Source organism: Shinella zoogloeoides, assembly GCF_022682305.1.
GTDB classification, from domain to species: domain Bacteria; phylum Pseudomonadota; class Alphaproteobacteria; order Rhizobiales; family Rhizobiaceae; genus Shinella; species Shinella zoogloeoides_B.
In genome coordinates this window covers 225,681-250,323 of sequence record NZ_CP093528.1, presented here as the reverse complement: position 1 = coordinate 250,323, position 24,643 = coordinate 225,681, and the positions used below count along the sequence as shown (strand labels likewise).

The following is a 24,643-nucleotide window of genomic DNA, read 5'->3' as shown; positions in this document are numbered from 1 at the left end:
TTCTCGTCAGGAGTTCTAGACCGAAACGGCCGGAGGGCAAACGTGTAATCAGCGCTGACCGCTTTCCAGGCCGAAGGAGAGAGCCACGCTCGCCAGGATCACCAGCGCCGCCGCTCCCAGCACCGTACGCACCACGAGCCAGAGGGCCAGGGAGCGTCCCACACCAAGATCATGGCGGAACCAGCGGACCTCCACCACAAGATACCAAAGGAGGGAAAGCAGCGCGACGGCGCTGCCCGTCAGAATCATCTCGTGACGGCCCGTCCGCAGGAGGTTCACGCCAGCACTGAGGCCGAAGGCGAAGGGCGCCGCGACATAGCACTGGCTATAGAACGGCGCCTTCAGCGTTTCACGATCGAGCGGAAGACCGGCCCGTTTCAAAAGCCGCACCGCCATGAGCAGAGGGAAGATGCTGAACAGGAAGGCGCGGAAGATGAGCAGGTTCGCATCGTCCCGCATGACGGCAGGCAACAGGCTGTCATCCCGGCGCGCGATCAGCGCCAGTTCCAGTCCATGGGCAAGGAGGAGCGTGAGAAGCAGGAAGAGCGGTGGACTTAGCGTATCCGTATAGCGTTTTTCAAGCGTATCGCCGAGCTCGCTGTCGGCATAGCGCATCATCTCGCGCGGGCGGGTAAGCGTGCGCCAGAGCGTCACCGGATAGAAGACGAGCCAGGACGCCAGCTCGTAGAGCAGTTCCTCCAGCGACTGTAGCAGACGCATGAAATCCATGAGCGATCCCCGTAACGCGACCCTTCCGCAATATCGGGTTTCCGCGCCTGCGAGAAGTAGCGCCGGAGCAGGGGCTTGCGATGGGCAAGGCACACAAAGCCAAGGGCCGAGCCGTGCTGCTCCGAAGGGAAAAAGTGAGGCCGACCGTTTCTCCTGGCGCGACACCGCTCGAGATTCGGTCGGCGACGTGCCCCTTGGCCGACGACAGGCCCGGCGGATAATCCTACGGTCCGGTTGACACAGCTCCCGTCCATGTGTTTCGGCATGGGGTACTGCCCCCTCTGGCGGGATTGACCGCCGGCATGAACGGCGCATCGCTGGGCGGCCGGTATCGAGTTGGCCGGCGGCCCGGTCGATTTGTCGAATGCCGAGTATATTGTCGGACGCAAAGGAACGACGCATTGAGGAAAATTGCCACCATCACCTGCATCCTGCTCGTCACTCTGGCTTTATCGAACTGCGCGGGCCGCCAGTGCAGCGATTGGCCGGGGACGTGCATCATCCAATGATGAGGGCGAAGGGAACGGTGCTCGCACCGCGCCTCAGCACCATAAGCGCCTGAGTAACCAGCATTTCCAATGGGGAAAAATGGTGCTGCTAGAGAGATTTGAACCCGACCCGGAGACCATTGGAATGCTGGTTTTGTAGGGCTTTCCGGAGGAATTGTCTAGGGGCGTGTACATGAGTATGGTTATGCGTGCAGTCCGAGGACAACTGAGTCTTTTGGCCACAGAAGTAACGCTCATAGGGCTCCCCGCCCTCAAGCTCGAATCCAAGTTAGCTCAGAGAACTCTCATTTAACCCGTGCGGCGCGTAACCGCTCACGAGCCACACATCGTGAGAAAACTCACCGTAGATGATTCCAACTACCAACACGCACACGATACTCGGGCTGCACCATCACTTGATTGGCCCATTGCGCCTCGCATACAGCCTGATCTGTCGCATCTAACGCTTTTATTTTCTCACCATCCGAGTCTCGAAAACTGAGCACGTAATCAACGCTGGTGGTCCACCTAATTCCTTCGAGGCTTTGACACGCTGCGCTCACCTCGAGCGCAATTTCCTCGCGCTGGTCATACGACCGTATTAGATCGCCGATACCAGACGCATCCAACCGGACTGCAACGGTTATGGTTTCGGCCCCACCTCCATGCGTCAATGGGACAGGTAAAGGCACCTGTTCCATTGTTTTGGCCCATCCTTTACCTTTCAACTTCGCGCTAACCACCACATTCATAGCGACATCATTCAGCGCCCGTACATCGAAGCTGGCTTTAAATCGCACGCCTCGAGGCCTAGTCGATACGGGCTCATCAAATACGATACGTTCTACTTCGCTTATTTGACAAATGACCAAAGGCTTTCTGCTAACCCGGCGGCTCGAGACGTCAATCCAAATTGTCACCGCGACAGCAAGAAGGGCAAGCCCGGAGAAAAGGGACGAGATCGGCCCGAAAAGATCGCCAACTTGGCCGAGGCGGGCGAACACGGAATTGCAATCATCGCTAAGGATTCCGTCAGGGGGTTGGCAATTCGGGAGCTCCGCTCTTAGAGCTGGCTCGGGAAATCTGCACAGCGGGGATAAGTGGAGTTTCTGCCTGACTTCGGCTTAGATGCCGGGAACAGGAGAGACCATGACGAGACGACCGCGCCGGAACCATAGCCCGGCTTTCAAGGCGAAGGTGGCACTTGCCGCCATCCGAGGTGAGCAGACGCTGGTGGAGTTGTCCCAGCAGTTCGATGTGCACGCCAACCAGATCAAGCAATGGAAAGACCAGCTCCTTGAGGGGGCGACAGGTGTGTTCGGCGATGAAACGAAAGCGGAGCCGTCGGGTCCGACCATCGATGTCAAAACGCTGCACGCGAAAATCGGCGAACTGACACTGGAGAACGATTTTTTATCCGGTGCGCTCGGCAAGGCGGGATTGCTGGGCGGAAAGAAATGATCGACCGCGAGCACAAGCTATCCGTCGTGCGCCAGGCGAAGCTTCTCGGCTTCAGCCGTGGCAGCGTCTACTATCTGCCTCGTCCGGTGTCTGACGGCGATCTGGCCCTTATGCGCCGGATTGACGAATTGCATCTCGACTACCCCTTTGCCGGAAGTCGGATGTTGCAAGGGCTCTTGAGAGGAGAAGGTCTGGAGACCGGGCGGCGACACGTCGCCACGCTGATGAAGAAGATGGGCATCGAGGCGATCTACCGCCGCCCGAACACCTCGAAACCAGCGCCAGGGCACAAAATTTATCCCTACCTCCTACGAAAGCTGGCAGTCACTCGGCCCAATCAGGTGTGGGCAATGGACCTGACCTACATCCCCATGGCGCGGGGATTTGTCTATCTGTGCGCCGTCGTGGACTGGTTCAGCCGGAAGGTCTTGTCATGGCGGTTGTCGATCACGATGGAAGCAGCCTTCTGCATCGAGGCGGTGGAGGAGGCACTTGCCCGTCATGGCAGGCCGGAAATCTTCAATACCGACCAGGGATCGCAGTTCACCTCCATCGACTTCACCGCCGTGCTGAAGAGGTCACAGATCGCCATCTCGATGGATGGCAAGGGTGCGTGGCGAGACAATGTCTTCGTCGAGCGGCTCTGGCGTTCGATCAAATACGAGGAAGTCTACCTCCATGCCTACAAGACTGTGTCCGAGGCACGCGCTGGCATCGCCCGATATCTGAACTTCTACAACACCAGACGCCCACATTCATCCCTTGACCGGCGGACGCCGGATCAGGCCTACTTCAACGCGCTGACACCAATGATGGTGGCGGCATAATCGAGGCGGAAATCCACTTAGCGAAACGCCCGAAGCTGTTCAGACAAACCGAGCCACCTCTCTTAATGTGCTCTCCAGAGAGCTTGCGACCAGAGGCCCGTAAAACCATACCAAAAAAGCAGTCAGCAGGAATATTGCAGTGATTACTACTGCATATATAGCACGCTTCACCATTCAGAGCACACCCTTCAAGAAACTTGAAGTTCTACGCATCGTAGAGAGATCGAACCCCTGCTCTTTCAAGTAAGCGCCGCCCATCAAATCCGCTACCAAACTCGAGCTAAAATTAAATCTCCTAAGCCCATCTGTTGAAATTAATATTGTCTGAGCAATTGTGGTACTTTGAGCCAACTTCAAAAGTTGCCCCCTCTCTGACAGCTCATACCATTCTACTTTTGTTGAGCCAAATAACTCCTCTCCCGTAATCGGATCGGAAATACCGCTGGCTAGAATCAACGCCGTCAAGCCACGCAATATCAACCCATTTGAGCGTGCGGGGATTGAAAGCAATTTGAACCGCGCCGAGTTTACCGGAGACCGTTTGGTTTAAGTTATGCGGCCATGGCTGGCGCGTCCAGCATGGCATGGTATCGTTCTTCTGCCTCGGCTGGCGGTATGTTGCCGATGGGCTCCAGAAGGCGTCGGTTGTTGAACCAGTCCACCCATTCGAGTGTGGCGAACTCCACGGCTTCGAAGTTGCGCCATGGTCCCCGGCGATGGATGACCTCGGCTTTGTAAAGGCCGTTGATCGTTTCGGCGAGAGCGTTGTCATAGGAATCACCGACGCTCCCGACAGACGGCTCGATGCCCGCCTCCGCCAGCCGCTCAGAATAGCGAATCGACACGTATTGCGAGCCGCGGTCGGAATGATGAACCAGCCCGCCCCGTTTGACGGGCCGCCGATCATGAAGTGCCTGCTCCAGAGCATCGAGGACAAAGCCCGCATGGGCAGTCCGGCTTGCCCGCCAACCGACGATACGTCGGGCAAAGGCATCGATCACGAAGGCCACGTAAACGAAGCCCTGCCAGGTCGCGACATAGGTGAAATCGGATAACCACAGCATGTTCGGCGCGGGAGCCTTGAAGTGGCGATTGACGCGGTCGAGCGGACACGGGGCAGACTTGTCCGATACAGTGGTTTTGATCGGCTTGCCACGAATGATGCCTTGAAGACCCATCATTCTCATGAGCCTTGCGACGGTGCAGCGAGCGATATCGAAGCCTTCTCGCTGCAACTGTCGCCACACTTTCCGCACGCCATAGACCTGGAAGTTCTCGTTGAACACCCGGCGTATCTCGACTTTCATAGCCATATCGCGCCGGGCGCGGGCCGATAGGCGACCCACGTCCGTGCGCTTGGCGACGACTTCATAATAGGTGGACGGGGCAATCGGCAGCAGCCTGCAGATCGGCTCGACCCCGAGCACCGAGCGGTGTTCGTCGATGAAGGAAATCATCGCTTCATTGGGCGGTCGAGCTCCGCCATCGCAAAATACGCAGAGGCTTTGCGCAAAATCTCGTTGGCCTGACGAAGCTCGCGGTTCTCCCGCTCCAGAGCCTTCATCTTCTCGGCGACGTCACTCGGCAGGCCAGCTCGCTTGCCGCTGTCCACCTCAGCCTTCTTCACCCATTCATTGAGCGTATGCGCCGAGCAGCCGATCTTGGCAGCTATGGAAGACACGGCCGCCCACCGCGAAGGATGCTCTGCTTCATGCTCGACAACCATTCGAACGGCGCGGGCGCGCACTTCGGGAGAAAACTTGTTCGTCGTCTTGCTTGTCATAGACCCTACTTCTCACAAGTTGGGGTCTCCGGCAAACCCGGTGCGGTTCATAGACCCTACTTCTCACAAGTTGGGGTCTCCGGCAAACCCGGTGCGGTTCACTAGCCTCAAAGCCGTACTCCAAACATCCCGCCAACCCCAGCACCATCGACCAATTTGGTACAAGGTACGACGCGACAACTCCAAACTCCTGCATTTTTGTGAGTGCTCTGACGTAAAGAGAGACAGCATCATCCCAGTAACGCGATATCAACTGCGGGTCCAATGAGAGGACATCGCCCTGCCGAACACCCTTGGAGAAGGATCTCCCTTTTCGGCCACGGACCAAAAGCGCTATCATCTTAACTATTTCGAGCCCATCAGGGTCGAACTTCGAAAGAACTTGACTATCTCTCTTGGCGCTATCCCACTTTTCCCGAAGATTAAAGCTAGTCGGTGGAGGGTAGAGCTTTGCAACCAAAAGATCGAAGGCGTTAAGTCTCACACCTGTTTTATTTAGAGTCTCGAAAATCTTAGCCAGCGCTTCAAGTTCGATTCCCTGCTCCAACTCAGTCGCTAACAGTTTATAGACTTTTGACTGGAGGCCTCCGAGACGCCGTTCGCGGAAGCTGACGAACTCATTCCGACGCTGAGCGTCAGCGATGCGGTCTAGCCAAGCATGAAACCGCTCATTGTCCCAAAAATCGCATACCAGCGCGACCCCAGCTTCCGCTCTGCTTTCAAGCGTTTTATACTTGCGCTCAAACCTTATGCGCCGGTCCCAAGATATTACTTCGTCGTCTTCTCTAGTGGCATTAGCGAAATCTACAAAATAGACGAATGGTGAGACATTCTGGATTGCGTGATAGACTGAGGTGACCCGCTGCTGCCCATCCAAAACATAGAGGTCAAGCTCTGGATGCAGTACGTCAGGTGCGGAATCAATTGACCTAAAAGCAAACGGCTGCGGCCCCTTTAGGAGAAGCAGCGAGCCTATTGGCCATTCTCGAGCTATACTTTCTAATAGATCAACAACCTGGGTAGGAGACCATACAAAATCGCGCTGAAAGTCAGGCAGCGCTAGGGTCAGGACCCATTGATTTGAACTGACGGCTGTGATTCAGACGGGCGTATAGGAGCCCGACTGATGAGTAATTTGTTTTGGCTGACGGACGAGCAGATGGCCCGTCTTCAGCCTTATTTTCCCAAGAGCCATGGTCGCCAGCGCGTTGATGACCGACGCGTTCTGAGCGGCATCATTTTCGTCAACCGCAACGGTCTCCGGTGGTGCGATGCGCCGAAGGAATATGGCCCGGCCAAGACGCTTTATAACCGCTGGAAGCGCTGGGGCGACAAGGGCATCTTTATCCAGATGATGGAAGGCTTGGCTTTGCCTGAGGCAACGGATCGCAAGACGATTATGATCGACGCGACCTATCTCAAGGCCCACCGCACGGCTTCCAGCCTGCGGGTAAAAAAGGGGGCGCGGGCCGCCTGATCGGACGCACGAAAGGCGGCATGAACACCAAGCTTCATGCCGTAACGGATGCGAGTGGTCGCCCGATCAGTTTCTTCATAACAGCCGGTCAGGTCAGCGATTACACCGGTGCTGCCGCCTTGCTTGATGAGCTTCCCAAGGCCAAGTGGCTGCTGGCCGACCGTGGCTATGATGCCGACTGGTATCGTAACGCGTTACAGGCGAAGGGGATCACGCCCTGCATTCCGGGTCGCAAATCCCGCAACAAGACCATCAAATACGACAAACGCCGCTACAAACGGCGCAACCGGATCGAGATCATGTTCGGGCGTCTCAAAGACTGGCGGCGTGTCGCTACGCGCTACGACAGATGCCCAATGGCCTTTCTCTCCGCCATCGCTCTCGCTGCAACCGTTATCTTCTGGCTCTGATCAACGAGTCCTGAGCCTAGCTCATTGCCAGCCCACTGCGGTTGCGTGATTCCCTTGCCTTTGCGCTTGGCTTCGGTCTTGGCCTCATAGAACAGCGGCCCCTCTGGTGACGCTCGGACGAAATCAAGGAAACCCATCTCGACAAGATGTGGATGTAGCGGCACGTCACGATATTGCCCGGTCTTCACGCTCCCGGCCTCAGGCGTGATCCGAATGAACGGGACGCCTTCCGTCTCCTGCACATCCTCTTTGCGCAACTGCGTTATCTCAGCAACCCGCGCGCCCGTGTAGCACAAGACCCAAGGCACCCACCTGGCGACTCGCTTGTTATGCATGGAGCGCCGGTCTCTGGACCCGTCAGACGGGGGCAGCATGGCCCGGTTGGCAAGGGATAGGATCAGTTTGGCCTCTGCGTCAGTGAAGCCCGGTGGGCGGCTCTGCGCCTTCTTTACGACCTTCTGTTGAACGGCTGCGGCTGGATTGTGGTCGATCAGCTCGCGCTCATAGCCCACCCGGAAGATTGCCTTTAGGCAGGTCAGGTAGCGGCCGTTGACCGTCTTCGCGGATAGACCCTTCTCATGTACCAAATGGTCACAGAAGTTTTTGATTATGCCGCGCGTCACCCTGCTGGCGTCGTCATGGCCGACGTGCTTGGTGAAATGCTTCACGATGTTCCGATAGTCGGCGGTGGTCTTTGCGGCCCTGCCGTGGGCCAAATGCTCCCGCTCCCACAGGGCCAGCAACTCCGTAACGGCGGTGCCTTTCGTCGGCTTGGCCGCTTCCGCTGCCGAGAACTTGGACAGGTTTGGGTCGGGGGAGAAGTCCCCACGCTCCATCTTGGAGACCTCCCCCGCAAGGCTGCGGAACGCATCGGCCACCTTCTCCGCAAGAAGCTCACGGCTACGCTGATCGCCAGACAGGCCGTGTTCCAACAACTTTGCATCGGCGACTTCTGCCAGCCAAGGGCGGTTCTCAGCACGGGCGTTGAGAGCTTCCCAGATCATCCCCAAATCACCCGGCCCCGCTGCCACCTCGGCATTAGCCCTCTGCTCGCGGTAGACCTCGCCAGCCATGGCCACAATAGACGCGAAAGAAATGGCTTCAGGCGCTCGGCGCAGGGCAGCGTGTTCGCGATCTTTCTGCGCCACCATCGCGTTGAAGCGTTCGCGAGCGATTTTAGGGTCTTTTGTCCGCAATGAAATCGAGTAGACCCGCTTCCCCACGGCCTCAACGAGATCGGTAGGAACGCGCACGGCGTACATATAGACCCCGTGTTTATTCTTGGTCGGATTCGCCATTCGAAGCACCATGTACACGACCCTTGTATAGGAGTCGGGCCACCTCAACGGCTTGCCATCATTCAACTATTTGAAAAACAACGGAGAAGAATGGTGCTGCTAGAGAGATTTGAACTCTCGGCCTCTCCCTTACCAAGGGAGTGATGGAACGCAGAACGCCTGATAATCAGGCGCTTCATCCGATGTCGATGACAGAAACTTCACGATCTGTTCTCAAGTATCTGTCAGGTTTCTGTCAGTGCATGCCGGCTTGACTCTACCTCATATCTCAATCATTTACTCCACAGGGGAACGTGAACACATAGAGAACGAAGGATGCGGCCCTTCGGATGGAGATGCCGCATGCGCAAAGCAGAACCACAGCTTCTTGATGGCATATTCGGGAATGACCGAGCCACGTTCCGAAACCTCATCGAATGGTACGAGCTTGGCGGCCGATGCTCGAAGTGCGAGCGCGAAGGCTGGGTTGATCGCTGGGAGCTAGGGCGTCGGTTTGGCGACCACACCTACATCCACCAGAGGGAATCGCTCCTTCGCTGCAAGGGATGCGGCAACAAGGGAACGAACAGGTGGATCGTAAGGCAGATGGCGCGATGACCTGGCAGCGGAAGTACGAGTGGCGCGTTACGTGGCCCGGCGAGGATAGGAAGGACTGGATCGCCCAACATGACCGGCTTACGATTGGGCGGATTCACCTGGACGTGACAAGTCCGAAGGCCGGCACGTATTTATGGGCGCGAAATTGTTCATGCTGGTGGGGGTTCGAAAGGCCGCTCCCTGATAGGGGATGGGAGGAGACGGCAGCTGAAGCGGCGAAACGCGTCGAGGACTGGTACGATGCCGGCTGCCTCGCGACTGGCCCACGACCGCCGCTGGTCGCCAAGGTAATTCGCGATCTGGAAGAGCGCATGGCCAAGTGGCCGGCGAAGCGCTAGGCAAAGGGCGGCCTTGCCGGGCTGAATGTCCCACCCTATCCTTTTGACGAGCGGGGAGGCCAATATGTGCAATCTCTACAATATGAAGAAATCCGCGGAGGAGATCGCATCTCACTTCCGTGTGGCGACTGCTACGAGTTCGAATGCGCCTGACGAGATTTATCCCGGAACTCCGGGGTTAGTCGTCCGAGAAGAGGATGGCGCACCGATCTTGCAATCGATGACGTGGGGCTTCCCGTTGCGACTGAAGGGAATGAAGCCGGACGCCAAGCCCAAGCCGGTCAATAACATCGCTGACCTGAACAAGCCAATGTGGGTCGGATTGGCGCGGAAACCGCAGTGGCGCTGCCTAATCCCGCTAACAGCTTTCGCCGAGGCCGAGGGTGTGAAGGGCAAGATGACGAGGACGTGGTTCAGCTTGAGGGATGAGCCCATTTTTGCCTGGGCGGGTCTTTGGCGGGTCAGCGACGAGTGGGGACCGGTCTACTCCGGCGTGATGACCGACGCCAATGAAGCCGTGACAGCTGTGCATGACCGGATGCCGGTGCTGCTCCACCGCGATGAGTACGATCAATGGCTTCATGGAAGCTTTGAGGATGCGGTCGCATTCCAGAAGCGTGTTTTCCCTGCCGACGAGATCGTCATGGAGAAAACATCGGAGCTGTGGGTGCGCAAGAAGAGCGAGCCAGAAGTTGAGCGGAGGCTGCTATAACCGATGACCTATCTCATATCTGCACTAGCCATCCTGTCCGCTGTTCTCGCTTTCAAGCGGCCGACGATCTGGGTGATGTTTGCGGCAGGCACCCTGAATTTCGCCGCAGCCTGGATGATGTGGGGTCCCGTCTAGCCAGACCACCCGAGCTTGATGGCTACCCATTTGCCGAACGCTCCCAGCGTTGCACCGAATGTGGCCGCAACGAACACAATCAGCATACGCATCCCCAAAAACCGCTCCTTCCAGCGGTCGATCTCCTCTGTCGTGGTTTTCACCTGGGTGAGCTGGCTCTTCAGGGCCTCTGATTTCCTGTCGACATCATCCAGCCGACGCTCAAGGTTCTCCAGCTTGGAGTATTGCTGCTTACGGTCAGCACGAGCTTGGTCCTGATCTGCCAGAACGCGATCCATCTTCGCGTCCAGCGCGCCGAGCTGCTGATGTACGGCGGCGTCAATCTCGGGTGGACTCATTTCATTTGCTCCTCGACCGCATCAATGGATTTCACCAGCGCCGCATGCCGTCGCCGACACTCCCCAAGTGCCGCCCTGTCCTGACCCCAAAGCCGCTCGGTGGTTGTCGACGACAGCGCTCCTTCCGGGAGATCGACTACCGGCCGGCACGCCTGTTTCAGGCTCTGCGGGATTACGGCCGGATCAATCCCGCCCGATGGCATCGAGGATGTCGCGCAGCCGGCGAGACACGGCAGGACCACAACCAGGAGCAGGAACGCTCGTCTGTTCGTCTTCAAGGGCTTTCTCCAGTTCGGAAATGCGGACAGCATCGGTCGATTGGCGAGCGAGGTAGTCCCGCTCTACCGCGTCGATCTTCACTTGTGCCTCGGCGCGCGCAGCGGCCCGTGCCAACTCGGCGCGGCGCTGCCCCTCTTGCCAGACAAGCCGCTCCTCCAGCCGGCCGGCGTTGCGCACCCGGCCGACACGGCCTTGCGCCAGGTCATCGACCATAGGACCGACAGCCGGAACGAACCGCAGGTAGGGCGTCAGATAATTCGCGCCGGGTAATCCTTCGTAGAAGATCAGCACGGCGACGATGATCAGGCCTTGCAGCCCAAGGAAGCGCGCGAGCGCGAAGAGTGACGGCATAGCTACAACCCTGCAAGGCAGAGTTCGAGTTCACCGATCCGCGTCGCGTCGCCGTATTCCCGCCGACGCTTCAACCCTTCGATGACTTTGCCGCCGGCACGATTGAACCAGGCGACCGCCTCGCAAGCGCCCCGATAGTTTTTCGCCATGGCACGCTTGGCGGCCGTCGACTTGCAGATCGCCGCAACCCCGACATTGTAGCCGGCGTCGAGCAACGAGGCCTGGAGGCCGAGCGGCAGGGTGTCGAAATTGCCGATGCACTTTGCCAGCGGTCGGCGATAGTCGCGCTCCAGCCGCTCATAGAGCATCCGCAGGCATTCCTGGTCGCTGTGGCGATCGCCAGCCTTCACATCCTTCGTCTCGCCGTGGCAGACGGTCCAGACCTTCCCCAGCCGGTCATAATAGGCAAGGTTCTCTTTGCCCTCCCAAGGTCCGGCCAGATAGGTCGCGACCAGGGCGACGACACCGAGACCGGAGGCGAGAGCCGCCTTCGCGCGCTTACTCATCGGAAATTCCTTTCTGCGCGACAATTCGGGCGACGAATGCCGCTGCGGTGACGAGGAGGGAAAGCCCGGCAAAGAGGCCGGTCGGGATGGGAAGCACGTCGCCCGCCAGCGGCAGGGCGACTTCGATGCCGGAAAGAATGCCGGCGAGGGCGATGAGGCGGATGGACCACGCATAGCGAAGCACCGCCCGCCAGTTAGCGACGGGGCGCATGACAATGTCCTGTTGAGTTAAAGCTGTCAGGAGGCGGCGAGGATTTCCGCCGCGCGTTCGGAGCCGAACAGACTGGTCGCCACGCTGACCAGCAGCGGCCAAAGCTCATGATCGCTACGATAGGATGAAGCGGCGCGGAATATGTTCTGGATTCGAACCGGCTGAGTCGTCATCGCCTGCACCACCGCATCAGCCTCGGCGTCAGTCATGCGGGACCAGAGATCGACGGGGTAAACGATGCTGACAGGCTCCGGTGGTCCCGGGATCGGCGGAGCGGCCCACGTCTCGCCGTCATAGGTATATCCCGGCTGCACCTCGTCAGGGCATTCGATATAGCCATCTGGCGGATTTCCGGTCAGGTCGAGTTGAACAACAATGCCATTTTCAATCAGAACGTGGGGCATCTTAATCGACCTTCCAGAACTTCGCTTTGGTGTATACTTCAGGACGACCACTCAAACTTGCCTCCACTCCGAAGCCATTGGCCGCGTTGGCTGTCTGCATGCCGTGGACGATTTCGAGCTGCGTCGTTGCTGCAAGAGTCAAGCGATCACTGATGATAGACTTGGTTGCCGATGATCCTGGCGGGGAATACTCGGATGATCCATTCATGAGATATGTGAGCGACACCGCGTCGCGCAGGTCGATCTTGTGGCGGTTGACGGCGATAGCCGGCGCCGAGATCTCCACTTCGTAGACGCCGGCTGGAAGGGTTATCTTGTTGGACGCAAGAGAGGCACCAGGTATCCCGTTCGTGACAACGGTGTTCAAAGTACGAACGTTGTCGCCCGAACTTGTCGCCCCGCCACTCATTCCCGACGTTTTCTGGTCTCGGACGTGAATACTGAGGGAATCACGCGCCGCCACCAACTTGTCACCCGTTAGTGGCGTCAACGCCACGGTGTCACTCGTACGGCCCTGCGCCTGCGAAGTGTTTGCTTTGGGTACCGTGATTGTGCGGTTCTCGGAAATATCACCACCGCCAGTAGCGAGACCATCGGCAGAAATTATGAGAGCCTTTTCAGCTTTGGTCTCCAAGGCGTCAGATAGCCCGCTGATGTCTTCAGTATTAAGCAATTCAAGTATTTGAGAGATTGTTAATTTAACGGTTACCCCATCCCGAATTGCCGGAACCTCATGGAGCCTAGACGGCAGCGCGGTCGGGTTTAGGTGGTCAATCCTGACGGCCATCGTTATGTCCTCGCAGCCCAGCCCATACGAATATCATTGTCGCCTTGCCCCCACAGTGCGAGGCTGTATCGACTGTCAGCGCGCACGCCAATACTGAACTCACCAATGGAGGACGCGCCTGTAACGACACGATGATCAGGCCGGATATCGTTCGCCGCGGTCAAATAGGCTTGCGGCGACCGGGCCCAATTCAGTGAGATCGTTCGGAACTTAGTGATCTGAGACGGAAGTGCATCGTTGTCGAATTCGCTGTTGTCCATCGCTGTATTGAGTTCACCTGTCGCTCGAAGATCATGCTTGTTAGTCAGGTTCGTAATCGTCGGCACGTTGCTGGAGTTGGTGACCACCCGCGCCACGAGCATGTCGTCATAGCCGCTATCGAACGCGGCGTTGGTCTCCGCCACGGCGGACGGATTGTATCCTGCATCGGCGAGGTCTTTCAGCGAGAACCCGTCAGTCGGATTCCAGCGGAGGTGATAGATCTTGTTCGCCGCGGTCGCGAAATCAATCTGCTCGGTCGTCACCAAAAAGATGCCACGATGCAGGAACTCATAGCCGGTCGGGACGCGCACCTGCCCGCCCGAAGGGGAGACGACAGGCAGCCGACCATCGGATGTCTGGATGTCGGGAAAAATCGGCAGGCGGATGCGCGCTTGCGTCATGAGGACGTAGTTGTCATCACCGCCGCCGCCTGTGGCAGCAAGAATCTTCTGATCGATCGCCTGGTCGAGTTGCGTCGGGTCTGCCTTGTTCGGAGTGAGACCCGCATTCTTGATCACGGTGACGATCTCGCGCTGCGGCATCTCGACGGCGGCCGCCGGCACCCTCGAACCGGAGACCGCGCCCGGGGTGTTACGGTCGACATAGCCGGCATTCGGATCGGCGCTGCCATAGGGTGCATTGTAGTCCATCGTTTTCCTCGCGCTTCAGGGGTCAATAGTGACGAGTATCTGATTGCCGTACTCGTCGATGATGGGGGTGCCGTCCTCGGTCGTGAGATAGTCGAGGTAGATCCACGGCTGGAGGATCGGGAGCGCCCAGCCAGGTGCATGCTGGCGCAGAAGACAGAGGATCTGTTCTGCCTCGCCTAACGCGAACAGGCGATCCTCGCCGGCCTGGCTTGTGCCAATTTCGAAGTAACTAATTGACGCGCCCTTGACGCGCACGATCCAGTACGTCTCTTCCGTCGGCGACCCGACCGGGTGGTAACTCCCGCATTCCGAAAAGCCGCACTCGAAGATACAAGGCTCCTCGATCTCGATTTCGAACCCGAGGTCGGACGCGAGCCGCACGAAATCCTCGGGAACCGAGATCGGCGTCGCATTCACTTTCCGGCGGAGGGCGGTAAGCCGCTGTGTTGCGGATTGCTCACCCAGGAAGCAGCGCTCCGGCAACCCATAGTCCGCCTCCCAGCCGTCAAGCGTCTCGCTCAACGTCTGCGCGCTCGATTCCAGGGCCAGACGCCACGACCTGGCATAGAGCCACTCGAAGGGCGAAAGCAGAACCCGCGTAAAGCGAGCAAAGACCGACCGAAGCGAAACAGCTTCGCCGTCCGGCGACCCCCAGGCCGCGCCCGTGGGCCAGAACGAAATACCAGATGAAATCAGGTCGTCGTTCGATGGCGCGGAGAGTGCGTCGGTCGGCACATCCAGAACGGGGATCGATACCGGCGTAAATCCGGCGGTGACTGTATGTTCGTACGAATTCCGCCTAGCCATGGCACACACGGTCAAACAAAGCTGATGGTGCCGGCGACCGGATACCGGCCACCCGTATAGGGCAGGTCGTCGAGCGGCCATCGAAGCTCGTGACTATCCTCGCCGACCACGCCGGAAACAGCTTCCGATATCCAGCTGCGCGAGAGCCAGAACACATCGCCGGCAACACCGGGTCTGGCCTTCTCGTAAAGTACCTGATCGATCGCGGCGGCGATGCGCATCCGCACGTCCGAGCTGTCGGTCATGAGATTTGCGATGATCGGGTTCAGCGGCGCGGGTGTCGGAGCCTCGACCACGCTGTCGTTGACACGGATCAGGCGATGTTCATCGACGGCGGCCTGCACGACGATCCTGTCACCCTCCGTCGGAATCCGATCCGGCCGGCCGTCGAACAGAAAGAACACCACCAGGAACGAAGGCGTCACTCCGTCGCGATAGGCCCAGGCCTTCAGGACGCCAGGCACGTCTCGCACGATACGCTCGTAATCCGAGAGCTTCCCGGCGCCGGGCGGGTTCGCCTTGCGGAAAAGCACACGCCCCCGCAGCTCCTCGATGTCCTCAATGTCTGCGCCGCCACCAAGCCCTGCAGCCGTGACGGTGAAGTTGTTTCCCAACGTCGGCTCCAGCCCGGGGGCTGAAAGCGTCAGGAGACCACCCGCCGCACGGTTTGTGACGCTCCCCCTGTCTTCGGCGGTAACGGCGAAGAATACGACACCGACCGGGCTTGTCTGCGCAGGAGACGTCGAAATGTAGGTATTGTTGCCGGAGACGAAACGCACTCCCGCAGGATAGACCTTGTTGGGTTCGCCGACGCCTTCGATGACGCCGCTTGCAGCGGCAGCCGGCTTGCGGAAGATTCCGACATCGGCGCCATGCAGAATAAGGAAGGGCAGCGATGCCGTCCGCGCGAAGATCTGGCGCGCAACGAAGCCCATGCGCAGTTCGAATTCCTGCGACATGCCGGCCAGCACTTTCGTGACGACCGTCACGAAGTTGTTCTTGAGCGCGGTATCCGTTCCGGGAAGATGCTGCCGGAAAGCACCGCGGATTGCCTGCGATGCCTCAGCCAGCGAGCGGATGGACCACGCCATTGATCTGCCTCCAGAGAAGTTCGAATTTCCGTTCATAGACCCGGGCGCCGTCACGGCCGGTCAACGTCACGACGTAGTCGACCCGGTTGCCGGGCCGGTCGACGGTCACCGCCACGTCGATCGAGGCGACCGCGCCCTGTGCGATCAGCGGCTCCAGGGCCTCCCGCACATAGTCGTCGACATCGATCTCGATGCCTTCGTAGATTTCCCGCCGGCGCAGCAGCCACAGCCGCGAGCCGAGCGGCCCTTCGCCGTCCATCAGGTCGAAGCTGTCGCCGAACCATCCCCGGTTCTGCTCGCCTTCCGGCAATTCGCTTTCCTCGACACGGCGATCCGTCATCAGGTGGATCAGCACCTGCGTTGCAAGGCCCTGCTCGGCGCGCAGGTCGCCGGGCGCGGTCGGATGGTCAAGCGCATTGAGGATCAGGTCTCCAGCAACGCCGTCCCATCCGATATCCGGCGCGCGGTAGGGTTCCTCGCTCTCGTCGAGCGGAATGATGCGAAGCATGAGCCTGGACCTCTAGGGAACGACTGTTCCGGACGTGCCGGTACCTGTCTCGACATTGTCGTGCCGGTGGGTCTCGTCGACACGAACCCCGTTGACCTTCAGGTATCCGCCGACAATGTCGACGCCGTCGCCGGAAATCATGAAGGTGACGCCGCCCTTGCGGACCGTATAGGCTGCCCCGGCGAGATCGAACGTCACCCCGTCGCCGAGCAGCATCTTGATCACGTTGCCGCCGGCGTCGTAGAGCGCTTTCCCGCCTTGCGGCAGGTCCTTCGGCCGAAGATCGGGATGCTCCCCACCAAGCACGAAGGCAACGTCCGGATTGCTAGGCATGGGCAGCAGCAGGCCCTGCGCGCCCTTCACCGGAACGGAAGCGAAGCCATGCGTCTCTATGCGATGGATCTCGGTCCAGCCGTCCGATTTCGAGCCGCGCCCCGAAACGAATTGCTGGCCGCCGCGCTCGGCATACCGGCCGTCGAATTCGAAGCGTTTCATTCGTCCTCGTACTCCGCCTCGGTCACGCCCGGCGCCGCGTAGCCGCCGGCCGTCCGGCCGCGTGGATTCTCGCCGCCGAGCGCACGCGGATCCGCCAGGGAGAGGACCGCCTTCGTTTTGTCGTCGGCATCCTGCGACAGGGTCACGCTCTTGATGATCATCATCCCCTTGATGCCGAGCCAGTCATCGTCCACATCCACCAGCCAGTTGGGTTGCCAGAACCGGCCCTTCTCGTCCCGCCATCCGCTGACGGGAAGGCTCGCCGTCACGCTGTTGCCCGCCATACGCCGCGCCTGCCAGGTCGCCCGCTTGCGCATCCGGTCGATGGAGGCCTGCCCCTCGTGCGGCAGGATAAGCACCCGCTTGCGGGCGACGCCGCTATCCTTCACCTTCGTCTCCGGTCGCAGATGCTGCTTCTGCGTACCTTCCGTTTGCTGCCCCCGAACCATAATGTCGGAATACCGGCCCTGTTCGGTGAAGCTCGCGCTCGCGCCATCCGTCAGGATGTTCACGCCACGCTTCAGGGTTCCGGCATGAACACCGCCCGGCTTCGTCGACAGCTTGAGCCGCCCCTTTTCGGTGTCATGAATCAGCACCCCGCGCCCCCGCACGCGCCGCTCGATGGAGGAATAGACAGGCTCCCCCTCCATGAGCTTGTGCCGGGGTTCGACCGGAAACGACGATCCATCCGTCTCGATGCCGATGCCTGTACTATCCAGCTCCCGCGCGATGGCGACGATGTCCTTGTTCAGAATTTCGCCCGAGGCATGGTCCGCCGAGGTCTCGATCAGGTCGATCGTGCGGGAAACGAACGAGCAATCGAGCGAACGGGCGCTCCCCGAATACCCCGGCGTGACGTCGCGCACGTAGCCGGTCAGCAGCAGGTCTCCGTTCGCCGTGATCCTGGTCGGAAGGCCAGGGAATACCGGGACGCCGGGTCCTATGATGGCGAAGGTGCCGCTTGCCGAGCGCGCGGCCTCCTCTGCCGATATGGTGATGTCGATCGTCAGGACCTTCGGCAGCCCTTCGACGACGACGGCCTCGAAGGGCCGGTCCATGGGATATCGCACAGGTCAGCTCTCCAGGGCGTCGAAGCCGATCGGCATCAGCATGGGCGTCGTGCTACGCGCGATCTCGACCAGCGATTGTGCCCGGGCAGCATCGCCGTAAAGGTGATAGGCAAGCACCGTGGACGGAAGCGATATGCCGGTCTCCACCCGAACGATCGGCACAGCCGTCGCCGCCCGGTCCGACACGATCAGCACGGCGATCTCTACGATGCGCGACAGGTAGCGGTAGAGATCCACCGCACCCGCCCCCATCCCGGCGACCGCTGCAAGGGCGGCCTCGCCGTGAGCGGCGATGCGGCTTCGCGCGGTGCGGGCCTGCGGTCGGGAAGACCAGGCCACCCGCGGCCCGGCAATACCCAGGCCGAAGGCCGTGAGGATCGTGGCAGCTGCAAGCGTATCGGCATCGAAACCCACCGGAACCGCGACGACATCGAAACCTGCCGGCGTCTCCACGCTTTCGGCGATGACCCGCATGATAGAAAGGACCTCGGCGGCGAACGCTTCGCCCTCCAGATCCGTCGCGACCGCCGTGCGGTTCGCCAGGTCCGCGGCGTCCAGCGTGTCGGCGACGAGCGAGCCGGCAAGGATGGCGAGCCAACCCGCGATATCTGTACGGCTGGCGGGCATCAGAAAAGGCTCCCGAAGCTGCGCGCGGCCGCGGCAAGACCGTTGAGGACGGCGGACGCGATGTCCGCGCCACCGAGGACGGCGCCCGCCTCGCTGGAATAGGGCAAAGCCGTGAAATCGAATGCGATGAAGCCCATGCGGTCCTTCGCGCGGACGCGCCGGAAATCGACGATGGATGCCATCTGCCCCCTGTCCATGGGCAGGACGAGCCGGCCCGGCCCGGCGGCCTGCGCGGCGGCGACAAGGCGCATCGCGCGGACATCGCTGTCGTCACCAAGCAGGTATGCCGTCGCAGTGAAGGTCGACGTCGAAAGCCCCATCTCCTCGAGAAGGGGCTGTCGGCCGTCGGCATATTCGTGGATACCCATGCGCTTGCCGCCGCCAAGCTCATCGTCGTCCACCCAGAATTCCACGCCGCGGAAGCTCGCCCGGCGCAGTGTCTTCGTCCAGTCCCGCATATCCGGCTCCCGCTATCGCGACGTGCTCGGCGGCAGACCCAGGCTCGCCGGCATGGATCGGCCAAGATCGGCGTTGATCCGGACGCCGCCACCGACATTCACGCCGACCTTCACCTGGCTGGCTCCGGCGGCAAACGCCTGGGCGATCGCTGCGCCGATCTGCGGCGCAATGGCTCTCATTGCCTCCTGTACGACGCTACCAACTTCCGAACCCACCGCGCGCGCATCCGAACTCATTCGCTCGATCGCCGCCGCACCGACCTCGGTACCGACCTTTTCGCCATCATCCATCCAGGGCCGACCGCTGCCACCTTTCTCGACACGATCAAGATTGGCGAGGAGATGCTGGAGATCTGCATTGCGCTGTTCGGGTCGCAATCCGACGACGGACGCACTGTTATTGGCGAATTCGATTTCGCCACGGCGCGCAAGCATTGCGGCAGTGATCCGGTCACGACCGGGGACAGCATTCAAATCGGTGGGTCGGAAACGAGGTATGGGACCGACTTCGGGCATCTTCCCGCCGGACGTTCCTCCACCGGGAAATTCGTTTTCCGGCTTCCACCCCTCCGGCAGACCCGGGCCGAACTGGTATTTTTCGCGGAGACCCGGATCTTTAAAGCCCCCCTCGATGGCAAGGAGATCCTGATCCTTCTGGCTGAGACCAACCTGGTAAATTTGGCTTTTCAGATAACCCATACCACGTTTTTTCAGTGCATTGTCGATGGCATCCTGCTTATCGGTTGCTGAAACGACAGCGTCGATGGCCGGCGTGGCGACGGTTGCCACCTTCTCACCGAAGCGTTTCACCAGCGCATCCCAGCTTCCTGAGAGCCTATCGATACTCGCCTGGGCATCTTTCGTTACACGCTCCAGATCGCGGAATACCGTGCCGTCAACCTCGGCTGAATTGACCGATTCGAGAAAGCCTCTCCAGCTATCCGTACTCGTTATGAGCGACTGCATGCCGAGCCGGAATTCCTGATCGGTGAAGAGCTGGGGAAGCTTGGAGAGGTCCCCCTTGATCGCCTCCTGGGATAAACGGACGAATGCCTGCAGGGCGCCCTCCCCTTGCTCTTGCGCCGCCTTCAGTTCCTTGCGCAGATCGATCCCGAACTTGGCGAATTTCTTCGCCGTATCGTCGTTGAACATCTTGCCGAAGATGTTCTGCGCCTGGGTGGCCGCCGCAGACGCAGAGCCGGTATCCTCACGGATCGTCTGCAACATAGCGATAAGCTGCTTCAGGCCTTCCTCGCCCGAATAGCCGAGTGACGCGAACGAATTGGCAAGCTCGGGGATATAAGTCGCCATATCCTTAAGTTCGAACTGCCCTGCCTTGCCGCCCATGACCATGATGTCGAAGGCTCGCTGCATTTGCGAGGCCTCGATCTTCAGCGCGGAGGCCGCCTTGATCGCAGTGTTGGCGATATCCTCAGTCGCGGAGCCGGAAGCTTGCGCCGTCGCCAGGACGGACGGCAGGAAGTCCATGGCGTCCTTCAGCGACAGCCCGGACGAAACCAGTGTATCGACAGCAGTCACTGCCGCGTCCACCGGCAGGGCCATCTCCTTAGAGACGGTCTGCATGCGCCGAAACGCGTCTTCGGTCTCAGCGGCGCTGGCGTCGGCCGTGATGCCGATGCGAGTCATTTGACGCTCAACCGCAGCGAAGTTTTTCAGGGCGCCGGCGGAGAATGCCGCTACAGCCGCAGGCGCGAGATAACGCGACATGACGGCCATGGTCGATGCGGTCGTCTTTCCGAGCATGCCCTGCTGGCGGTTCAAGGATGCAGCCTGCCGGTTGACCTGCTGCATGCGACCCGCAAGCTGCTGCATGACGCGGCCCGTCTTGTCGACGGCCGATATCTTGAGGCGAGCTTCGACTTCTCTCGTCACGGCTGGCGCTCCTTCATGGCGATTGCCCGTTCAAACCAGTAGTGGATCTGCGCGAGCGTCATTCGCCCGACGCGATCCGCGTCCCATCCGAGCCGGAAGACGAGGACGTCGGCGACCTCGTCTGTTCCGGCTCGGCCGTGAAAAAAGCCTTCACCTTCGTCGCCAGCGCCAGGCTGTCACGCGCGTTCAACTGGCCGAGATTGTCGGCGGTCGGCTTGACGGCCAGGCGTTCGACATAGGCGTTGATTACGTCCGGCAGGGTGATGAGGACGGGCTGGCCGTTCGGGCCGGGCTGCCATTGCTGCGGCTCGCCGAGACCGTCGATGTAGATTTCCTTGAAGGTCGGCTCGCGCAGATCGACGGAGGAGAACGGACCGTCATGGCCGGTATAGCTCTTCGAGAGCGGGACGGTGATGTTCGCCATCGATCAGTCCTCCGTCTTCCGATACGCCTCGGCGGCGATGGAAATGCCCGTCACCTCGCCGGTGATGCGGTTCTTGACGGGGTCGCCGACGAGAAATGCCCGCGTGAAATAATGCGTAACGCCCGTGCTCTCCTCGATGAAAGTCACGTTGAAGCGGTCGGACTGCATCAGCTTGTTGTGGTCGAGTCCACGGTCCGCGAAGGTGATCTCCGCGCGACGCGCCGTCGGCGTCATCGTCCTGTCGACGGAGCCGTCCTGGTTGGTCACGGCCTCGCTTGCGATGCCGGACGTGCTCATGTTGAGCGTACCGCGCAGCGGAATGATCTCGCCGGTCGAAAGCCGCATGCGGATCACGCCGCCAAAGTCTTTCTTGCCCATGTCTCAGGTCCTTCTTAGCGCGGCGGATCAGGCCGCGAGATTGGTGTTGATCTGGCTGTTGGCGACGGCGAGACCCGCGAAGATGTCGAGCGGGTTCACGAAGTCGAGCGGCAGATGAATGTTGACGCGGTTCGGGTTCTCTGGATCGCGCACCACCGTCATCGCCTCGATCGCCGCGTTGGCGTTCTCCAGCACGCCGGACATCTCCAGGTAGCTGTGCACCAGCGTCGCCTTGATGTCCTTCACCGTGGTCAGCGCATCGAGGTTGTCCGGATTGTCGTTGGAGATCGCCTTGTTGGAATGCTCGGCAGCGAGGTCCGCCCGGAACTTCTTCAGCGCGTACATCAGCTGGTAGGGCCGCTGGATATCGCGGAACGTCGTGTCCGGCGCGCCGTTCGTCGTCTGCTGCTGCGTGATGATCTTGTCGATCGTCACCTCGCCGGTGCGCGAGACCTTCCACGTCGAGACGCCGTTCTTCAGCCAGGCCTCGCGCGTCTCGTATTCCGGCCAGTACCCACGATCGCGCGGCGTCGAGACACCGTCGACGATGAGGCCGGTCTGGTTGCGCGAGACGTCGCCATTCGAACCGCCGCCGAGCCAGGGCGCGATGCGCCCGATGATACCGGCGAGGAATTCGTAGTCCGGCTCCGCGTTACCGCCGGAGGCGAGCCGAGGCACGAGGGTCAGGTGCCAGTTGTCCCGCGCAAGGCCGGCCGTGGTGATATCCGCCGACGATCCGGTCTTTGTGTAGAAGTAGTGGCCGTAAAGCTGCTGCGCGTAGGACCAGCGGCCGGAGATGTTGTTGAGGAAGCCGGTCGCCTTCGTGAGATTATCGGTATCCCCGAAGGCTGAAATCATCGTTTCGAAGGGATCGTCGCCCATAGCCGCCAGGACATTGGAGATGTCCGGCACGCCGGCGCCGGCCGTCGCGGTGGCGAAAGCGAGCTTGCCGGTGAAGGCATTGTTTCCGTCGGAAACCGGAATGTGGAAATCATGCCCGGCGGCATAGACACCCTTATGGCGGGCGGTAACGCGGACGATCGTCGCGTCCTCCCCGTCGATAGCCGCCGTATACGGCAGCGAGCGCTTCGACAGCCGGTCATAATAGCCGTTGATCGCCGTGACGAGAGCGGTGGCGACATTCGCCGCTGTCGCCCCGGCCGCGATCTCGATGGAGATCGTCCGGCCGGCGATGGAGAGAATACCCTGCCCGCCGGCGGCAGGAGGAGCCGAGCAGGTGATCGTGCGCACCTCCACCGTACCCGTGTCGGCGACATTGCCGATCCAGATTTCCTGCGCGGGCGCGTTGCGCCTGGCGGCAAGGAACATGCCTTCCAGCATAGACCCTGCCCCTGCAAGGATGCGGGCGTCCATCGAGGACGAGCAGATAGCGACGGCGCCGGGGGCGAGCGTGGCGGTGCTGAGGCCGTGGCCGATCAGGATCACGCGGCTCTCGTTTTCGAACTGCCCGCCGGACGTGACGTCGAAGGCGAGGATCGGGGCCGTCAGGTTGCCCGGAATATTGCTGGTCATGCGTCATCTCCTGCGGGTTTCCGGGCCTTCCGCTGGCCCTCCGTTGCCGGGACTTTTTCGAGATCGCCGTCGCGCACGAGCCGCGCGACATACGGATTGGAGAGATCGGCCGGCAGGCCGCTCGCCGGCCAGGCCTGATTGCTGCCAGGCAGCGGCACGCGCCGCCCCTGCGCAGGTCGGTAAAGATCCATGACGATGTCCTCTGGTTAACTCTGCGGCAGGCCTTCGCCCGTCACGCCGAGATCGGTCGTGATGCCCGCATTCTGAAGGTCAGGAAGGGATTGCATGACGAAGAATGCGGCCAGTTCGTCGAGCTTCTCTTTGGCATAGGAACCGGCCGGCAGCTCCATGTGAAGGCTTCGGCACGGCTCCGGGAGAGACCCATTCGGCACGTCGAAGTCATCATCCGGAATGTCGATACGCAGGCGGATCGTGTTGCGCAAAAAACGTACGCCCAGTTCGGGAGAGCCGTACGTCCTGATCTCGATCGAGGAAATCGAGCGTGCATATTTACGGAAGAGCCGGCCGCTCGGGGCATGCTCCAGGAGATACAGCACCTGCGCGGTCAAGGCCTCCAGCACCAGGCGCGCCTGAGGATCATCCTCGGAGCGAACATAAACCTCGCTGTCGCCCTCGTCGTCGCCGGCCACCGCGATCTCCGCAACGATATCGAGGACCGTCGTGCCGGCGCGATCGTCAGCCCCGGCGACGGCCCCGCGAAGCGTGGCGCCGCTTTCGGCCGTATGCAGCACCAGCACCGGCGTGAAGGCCTTCGAGAGGTCGATATCCTGAAACGCGACCTGTCGGCTATCGAAGACGCGGTGCTGCGCCAGCGTCGGAAAGCCGGTCCCGCTTTCGCGCATGGCGGTCGGGCAAAGAACCTCAATGGCGGCGAGGCGCACGGCAGTCGCGGAAAGCATCAGGACCTCGACCTTTTTGCATTGAGAACGGCAAGCACGGTCCCGACACCATCAGGCTTGAAGCTTGCAATCTCGAAGTCGCGACCGTCACCGTCACGACGGAGAAGAAAACCAGCCTCAAGGGATTTCCCGTCGATCAGACGGATCGATGCGGTGATCGCCGGAGCCGCATTCTGCAGCCGCCCCTGTCCGGTCAAAGGACGCGAAAGCGCATCGTTCTCCGCGAGCGTGTTTTCGAAGAAGCACGCAACGGTTTCATACGCCGCCCCGTCGACGACCTTCGCGGTGGCGTTGACATCCGTCCCGCGCGTGGTCGGGAAGACGGTCACCGCATCGCCATGAACACGTTCGACGGCGATGCGGGACAGGCTGGCGAGCCGCTGGAAGTCCGTCACGG

Annotated in this window: 29 protein-coding genes and 1 other annotated feature; of the genes, 3 read left to right on the top strand and 26 right to left on the bottom strand. The window is 60.5% G+C overall.

From position 1 onward, the window contains the following. Positions 1-48 precede the first annotated feature (48 nt). Both MOE34_RS01310 and MOE34_RS01305 read right to left on the bottom strand, forming a co-directional pair. Complete coding sequence (locus tag MOE34_RS01310) at positions 49-729, bottom strand: permease (protein WP_242220111.1); 681 nt, start codon at positions 727-729, stop codon at positions 49-51. Between the two features lie 847 nt (positions 730-1,576). Next, positions 1,577-2,221: a hypothetical protein gene (locus MOE34_RS01305; RefSeq protein WP_242220109.1), complete on the bottom strand. Its 645-nt coding sequence runs from the start codon at positions 2,219-2,221 to the stop codon at positions 1,577-1,579. A gap of 145 nt (positions 2,222-2,366) precedes the next feature. On the opposite strand from MOE34_RS01305, the gene MOE34_RS01300 reads away from it, so the two are divergent. Continuing rightward, positions 2,367-3,505, top strand: a protein-coding gene (locus MOE34_RS01300; protein WP_168168997.1) for an IS3 family transposase whose coding sequence is annotated in 2 segments (ribosomal slippage) — positions 2,367-2,625 and positions 2,625-3,505 — 1,140 coding nt in all. Because the reading frame shifts where the segments join, the coding sequence is not laid out codon by codon here. A gap of 551 nt (positions 3,506-4,056) precedes the next feature. On the opposite strand, the gene MOE34_RS01295 is transcribed toward MOE34_RS01300, so the two are convergent. Together MOE34_RS01295 and MOE34_RS25550 are read right to left on the bottom strand one after the other, a co-directional pair. After that, a protein-coding gene (locus MOE34_RS01295) for an IS3 family transposase (protein ID WP_129567183.1) occupies positions 4,057-5,288 on the bottom strand; the annotation gives its coding sequence in 2 pieces (ribosomal slippage) (positions 4,057-4,997 and positions 4,997-5,288; 1,233 coding nt in all). After that, positions 4,888-5,004: a sequence feature (AL1L pseudoknot), on the bottom strand. It overlaps the preceding gene by 117 nt. Beyond that, positions 5,215-6,345, bottom strand: coding sequence for a DUF262 domain-containing protein (locus tag MOE34_RS25550; RefSeq protein ID WP_431522455.1), 1,131 nt, complete (start codon positions 6,343-6,345; stop codon positions 5,215-5,217). Before MOE34_RS25550 ends, MOE34_RS01295 begins: the two co-directional genes overlap by 74 nt. Positions 6,346-6,414: 69 nt before the next feature. On the opposite strand from MOE34_RS25550, the gene MOE34_RS01290 reads away from it, so the two are divergent. Next, positions 6,415-7,175 (top strand): IS5 family transposase gene (locus tag MOE34_RS01290; RefSeq protein ID WP_242220107.1). Its coding sequence is split into 2 segments (ribosomal slippage): positions 6,415-6,739 and positions 6,739-7,175, totalling 762 coding nucleotides; the frame shifts between segments, so codons are not numbered across the junction. On the opposite strand, the gene MOE34_RS01285 is transcribed toward MOE34_RS01290, so the two are convergent. Next, a complete protein-coding gene (locus tag MOE34_RS01285) occupies positions 7,106-8,473 on the bottom strand; it encodes a DUF6538 domain-containing protein (protein ID WP_242220105.1) in 1,368 nt (455 codons plus the stop codon). The genes MOE34_RS01290 and MOE34_RS01285 overlap by 70 nt on opposite strands. A 999-nt stretch (positions 8,474-9,472) precedes the next feature. On the opposite strand from MOE34_RS01285, the gene MOE34_RS01280 reads away from it, so the two are divergent. Further along, entirely contained in the window at positions 9,473-10,120 is a 648-nt protein-coding gene (locus MOE34_RS01280) for an SOS response-associated peptidase (protein ID WP_242220104.1), read from the top strand. Positions 10,121-10,251: 131 nt separating this feature from the next. Here MOE34_RS01280 and MOE34_RS01275 read toward each other — a convergent pair whose 3' ends face one another. The 21 genes from MOE34_RS01275 to MOE34_RS01175 form a co-directional block, all read right to left on the bottom strand. Further along, positions 10,252-10,593, bottom strand: a complete 342-nt coding sequence (locus MOE34_RS01275) for a DUF1515 family protein (RefSeq protein ID WP_242220103.1) — start codon at positions 10,591-10,593, stop codon at positions 10,252-10,254. 183 nt (positions 10,594-10,776) lie between these two features. Continuing rightward, complete coding sequence (locus MOE34_RS01270; protein WP_242220101.1) at positions 10,777-11,223, bottom strand: hypothetical protein; 447 nt, start codon at positions 11,221-11,223, stop codon at positions 10,777-10,779. Between the two features lie 2 nt (positions 11,224-11,225). Then, positions 11,226-11,729, bottom strand: a complete 504-nt coding sequence (locus MOE34_RS01265) for a lysozyme (RefSeq protein WP_242220099.1) — start codon at positions 11,727-11,729, stop codon at positions 11,226-11,228. Then, complete coding sequence (locus MOE34_RS01260) at positions 11,722-11,940, bottom strand: hypothetical protein (RefSeq protein ID WP_242220097.1); 219 nt, start codon at positions 11,938-11,940, stop codon at positions 11,722-11,724. The genes MOE34_RS01265 and MOE34_RS01260 overlap by 8 nt, the downstream gene beginning before the upstream one ends. Positions 11,941-11,966: 26 nt before the next feature. Further along, positions 11,967-12,344 carry a hypothetical protein gene (locus MOE34_RS01255; RefSeq protein ID WP_242220095.1) on the bottom strand — a complete coding sequence of 126 codons (378 nt, stop codon included), beginning with the start codon at positions 12,342-12,344 and terminating at the stop codon, positions 11,967-11,969. Position 12,345: 1 nt separating this feature from the next. Next, positions 12,346-13,131: a hypothetical protein gene (locus MOE34_RS01250; RefSeq protein WP_242220093.1), complete on the bottom strand. Its 786-nt coding sequence runs from the start codon at positions 13,129-13,131 to the stop codon at positions 12,346-12,348. Positions 13,132-13,133: 2 nt separating this feature from the next. Next, on the bottom strand, positions 13,134-14,042 hold the full coding sequence (locus MOE34_RS01245; protein ID WP_242220090.1) for a hypothetical protein: 909 nt from the start codon (positions 14,040-14,042) through the stop codon (positions 13,134-13,136). 15 nt (positions 14,043-14,057) lie between these two features. Beyond that, on the bottom strand, positions 14,058-14,849 hold the full coding sequence (locus MOE34_RS01240; RefSeq protein WP_242220088.1) for a putative phage tail protein: 792 nt from the start codon (positions 14,847-14,849) through the stop codon (positions 14,058-14,060). Between the two features lie 11 nt (positions 14,850-14,860). After that, the gene (locus tag MOE34_RS01235; protein ID WP_242220086.1) at positions 14,861-15,940 is read right to left on the bottom strand and encodes a baseplate J/gp47 family protein; all 1,080 of its coding nucleotides are present in this window, start codon (positions 15,938-15,940) and stop codon (positions 14,861-14,863) included. Beyond that, positions 15,912-16,448 carry a phage GP46 family protein gene (locus MOE34_RS01230; protein ID WP_242220083.1) on the bottom strand — a complete coding sequence of 179 codons (537 nt, stop codon included), beginning with the start codon at positions 16,446-16,448 and terminating at the stop codon, positions 15,912-15,914. Before MOE34_RS01230 ends, MOE34_RS01235 begins: the two co-directional genes overlap by 29 nt. Positions 16,449-16,460: 12 nt before the next feature. Continuing rightward, a complete protein-coding gene (locus MOE34_RS01225; RefSeq protein WP_242220081.1) occupies positions 16,461-16,943 on the bottom strand; it encodes a phage baseplate assembly protein domain-containing protein in 483 nt (160 codons plus the stop codon). After that, positions 16,940-18,013 (bottom strand): phage baseplate assembly protein, encoded by a 1,074-nt coding sequence (locus tag MOE34_RS01220; protein WP_242220079.1) that lies wholly within the window; start codon positions 18,011-18,013, stop codon positions 16,940-16,942. Before MOE34_RS01220 ends, MOE34_RS01225 begins: the two co-directional genes overlap by 4 nt. A 3-nt stretch (positions 18,014-18,016) precedes the next feature. Continuing rightward, the gene (locus tag MOE34_RS01215) at positions 18,017-18,640 is read right to left on the bottom strand and encodes a hypothetical protein (RefSeq protein WP_242220077.1); all 624 of its coding nucleotides are present in this window, start codon (positions 18,638-18,640) and stop codon (positions 18,017-18,019) included. Next, positions 18,640-19,098 (bottom strand): DNA circularization N-terminal domain-containing protein, encoded by a 459-nt coding sequence (locus MOE34_RS01210; protein ID WP_242220073.1) that lies wholly within the window; start codon positions 19,096-19,098, stop codon positions 18,640-18,642. Before MOE34_RS01210 ends, MOE34_RS01215 begins: the two co-directional genes overlap by 1 nt. Before the next feature lie 12 nt (positions 19,099-19,110). After that, entirely contained in the window at positions 19,111-20,991 is a 1,881-nt protein-coding gene (locus MOE34_RS01205; RefSeq protein ID WP_242220070.1) for a phage tail tape measure protein, read from the bottom strand. Between the two features lie 58 nt (positions 20,992-21,049). Beyond that, the gene (locus tag MOE34_RS01200) at positions 21,050-21,415 is read right to left on the bottom strand and encodes a phage tail assembly protein (protein WP_242220066.1); all 366 of its coding nucleotides are present in this window, start codon (positions 21,413-21,415) and stop codon (positions 21,050-21,052) included. Positions 21,416-21,418: 3 nt separating this feature from the next. Continuing rightward, entirely contained in the window at positions 21,419-21,793 is a 375-nt protein-coding gene (locus MOE34_RS01195; protein WP_242220063.1) for a phage tail tube protein, read from the bottom strand. Positions 21,794-21,820: 27 nt separating this feature from the next. Then, the gene (locus MOE34_RS01190; RefSeq protein WP_242220062.1) at positions 21,821-23,326 is read right to left on the bottom strand and encodes a phage tail sheath subtilisin-like domain-containing protein; all 1,506 of its coding nucleotides are present in this window, start codon (positions 23,324-23,326) and stop codon (positions 21,821-21,823) included. Next, a complete protein-coding gene (locus MOE34_RS01185; protein ID WP_242220058.1) occupies positions 23,323-23,517 on the bottom strand; it encodes a DUF2635 domain-containing protein in 195 nt (64 codons plus the stop codon). The genes MOE34_RS01190 and MOE34_RS01185 overlap by 4 nt, the downstream gene beginning before the upstream one ends. Before the next feature lie 15 nt (positions 23,518-23,532). Next, positions 23,533-24,246: a hypothetical protein gene (locus MOE34_RS01180; protein WP_242220056.1), complete on the bottom strand. Its 714-nt coding sequence runs from the start codon at positions 24,244-24,246 to the stop codon at positions 23,533-23,535. Beyond that, complete coding sequence (locus MOE34_RS01175) at positions 24,246-24,641, bottom strand: hypothetical protein (protein ID WP_242220054.1); 396 nt, start codon at positions 24,639-24,641, stop codon at positions 24,246-24,248. The genes MOE34_RS01180 and MOE34_RS01175 overlap by 1 nt, the downstream gene beginning before the upstream one ends. Positions 24,642-24,643 lie beyond the last annotated feature (2 nt).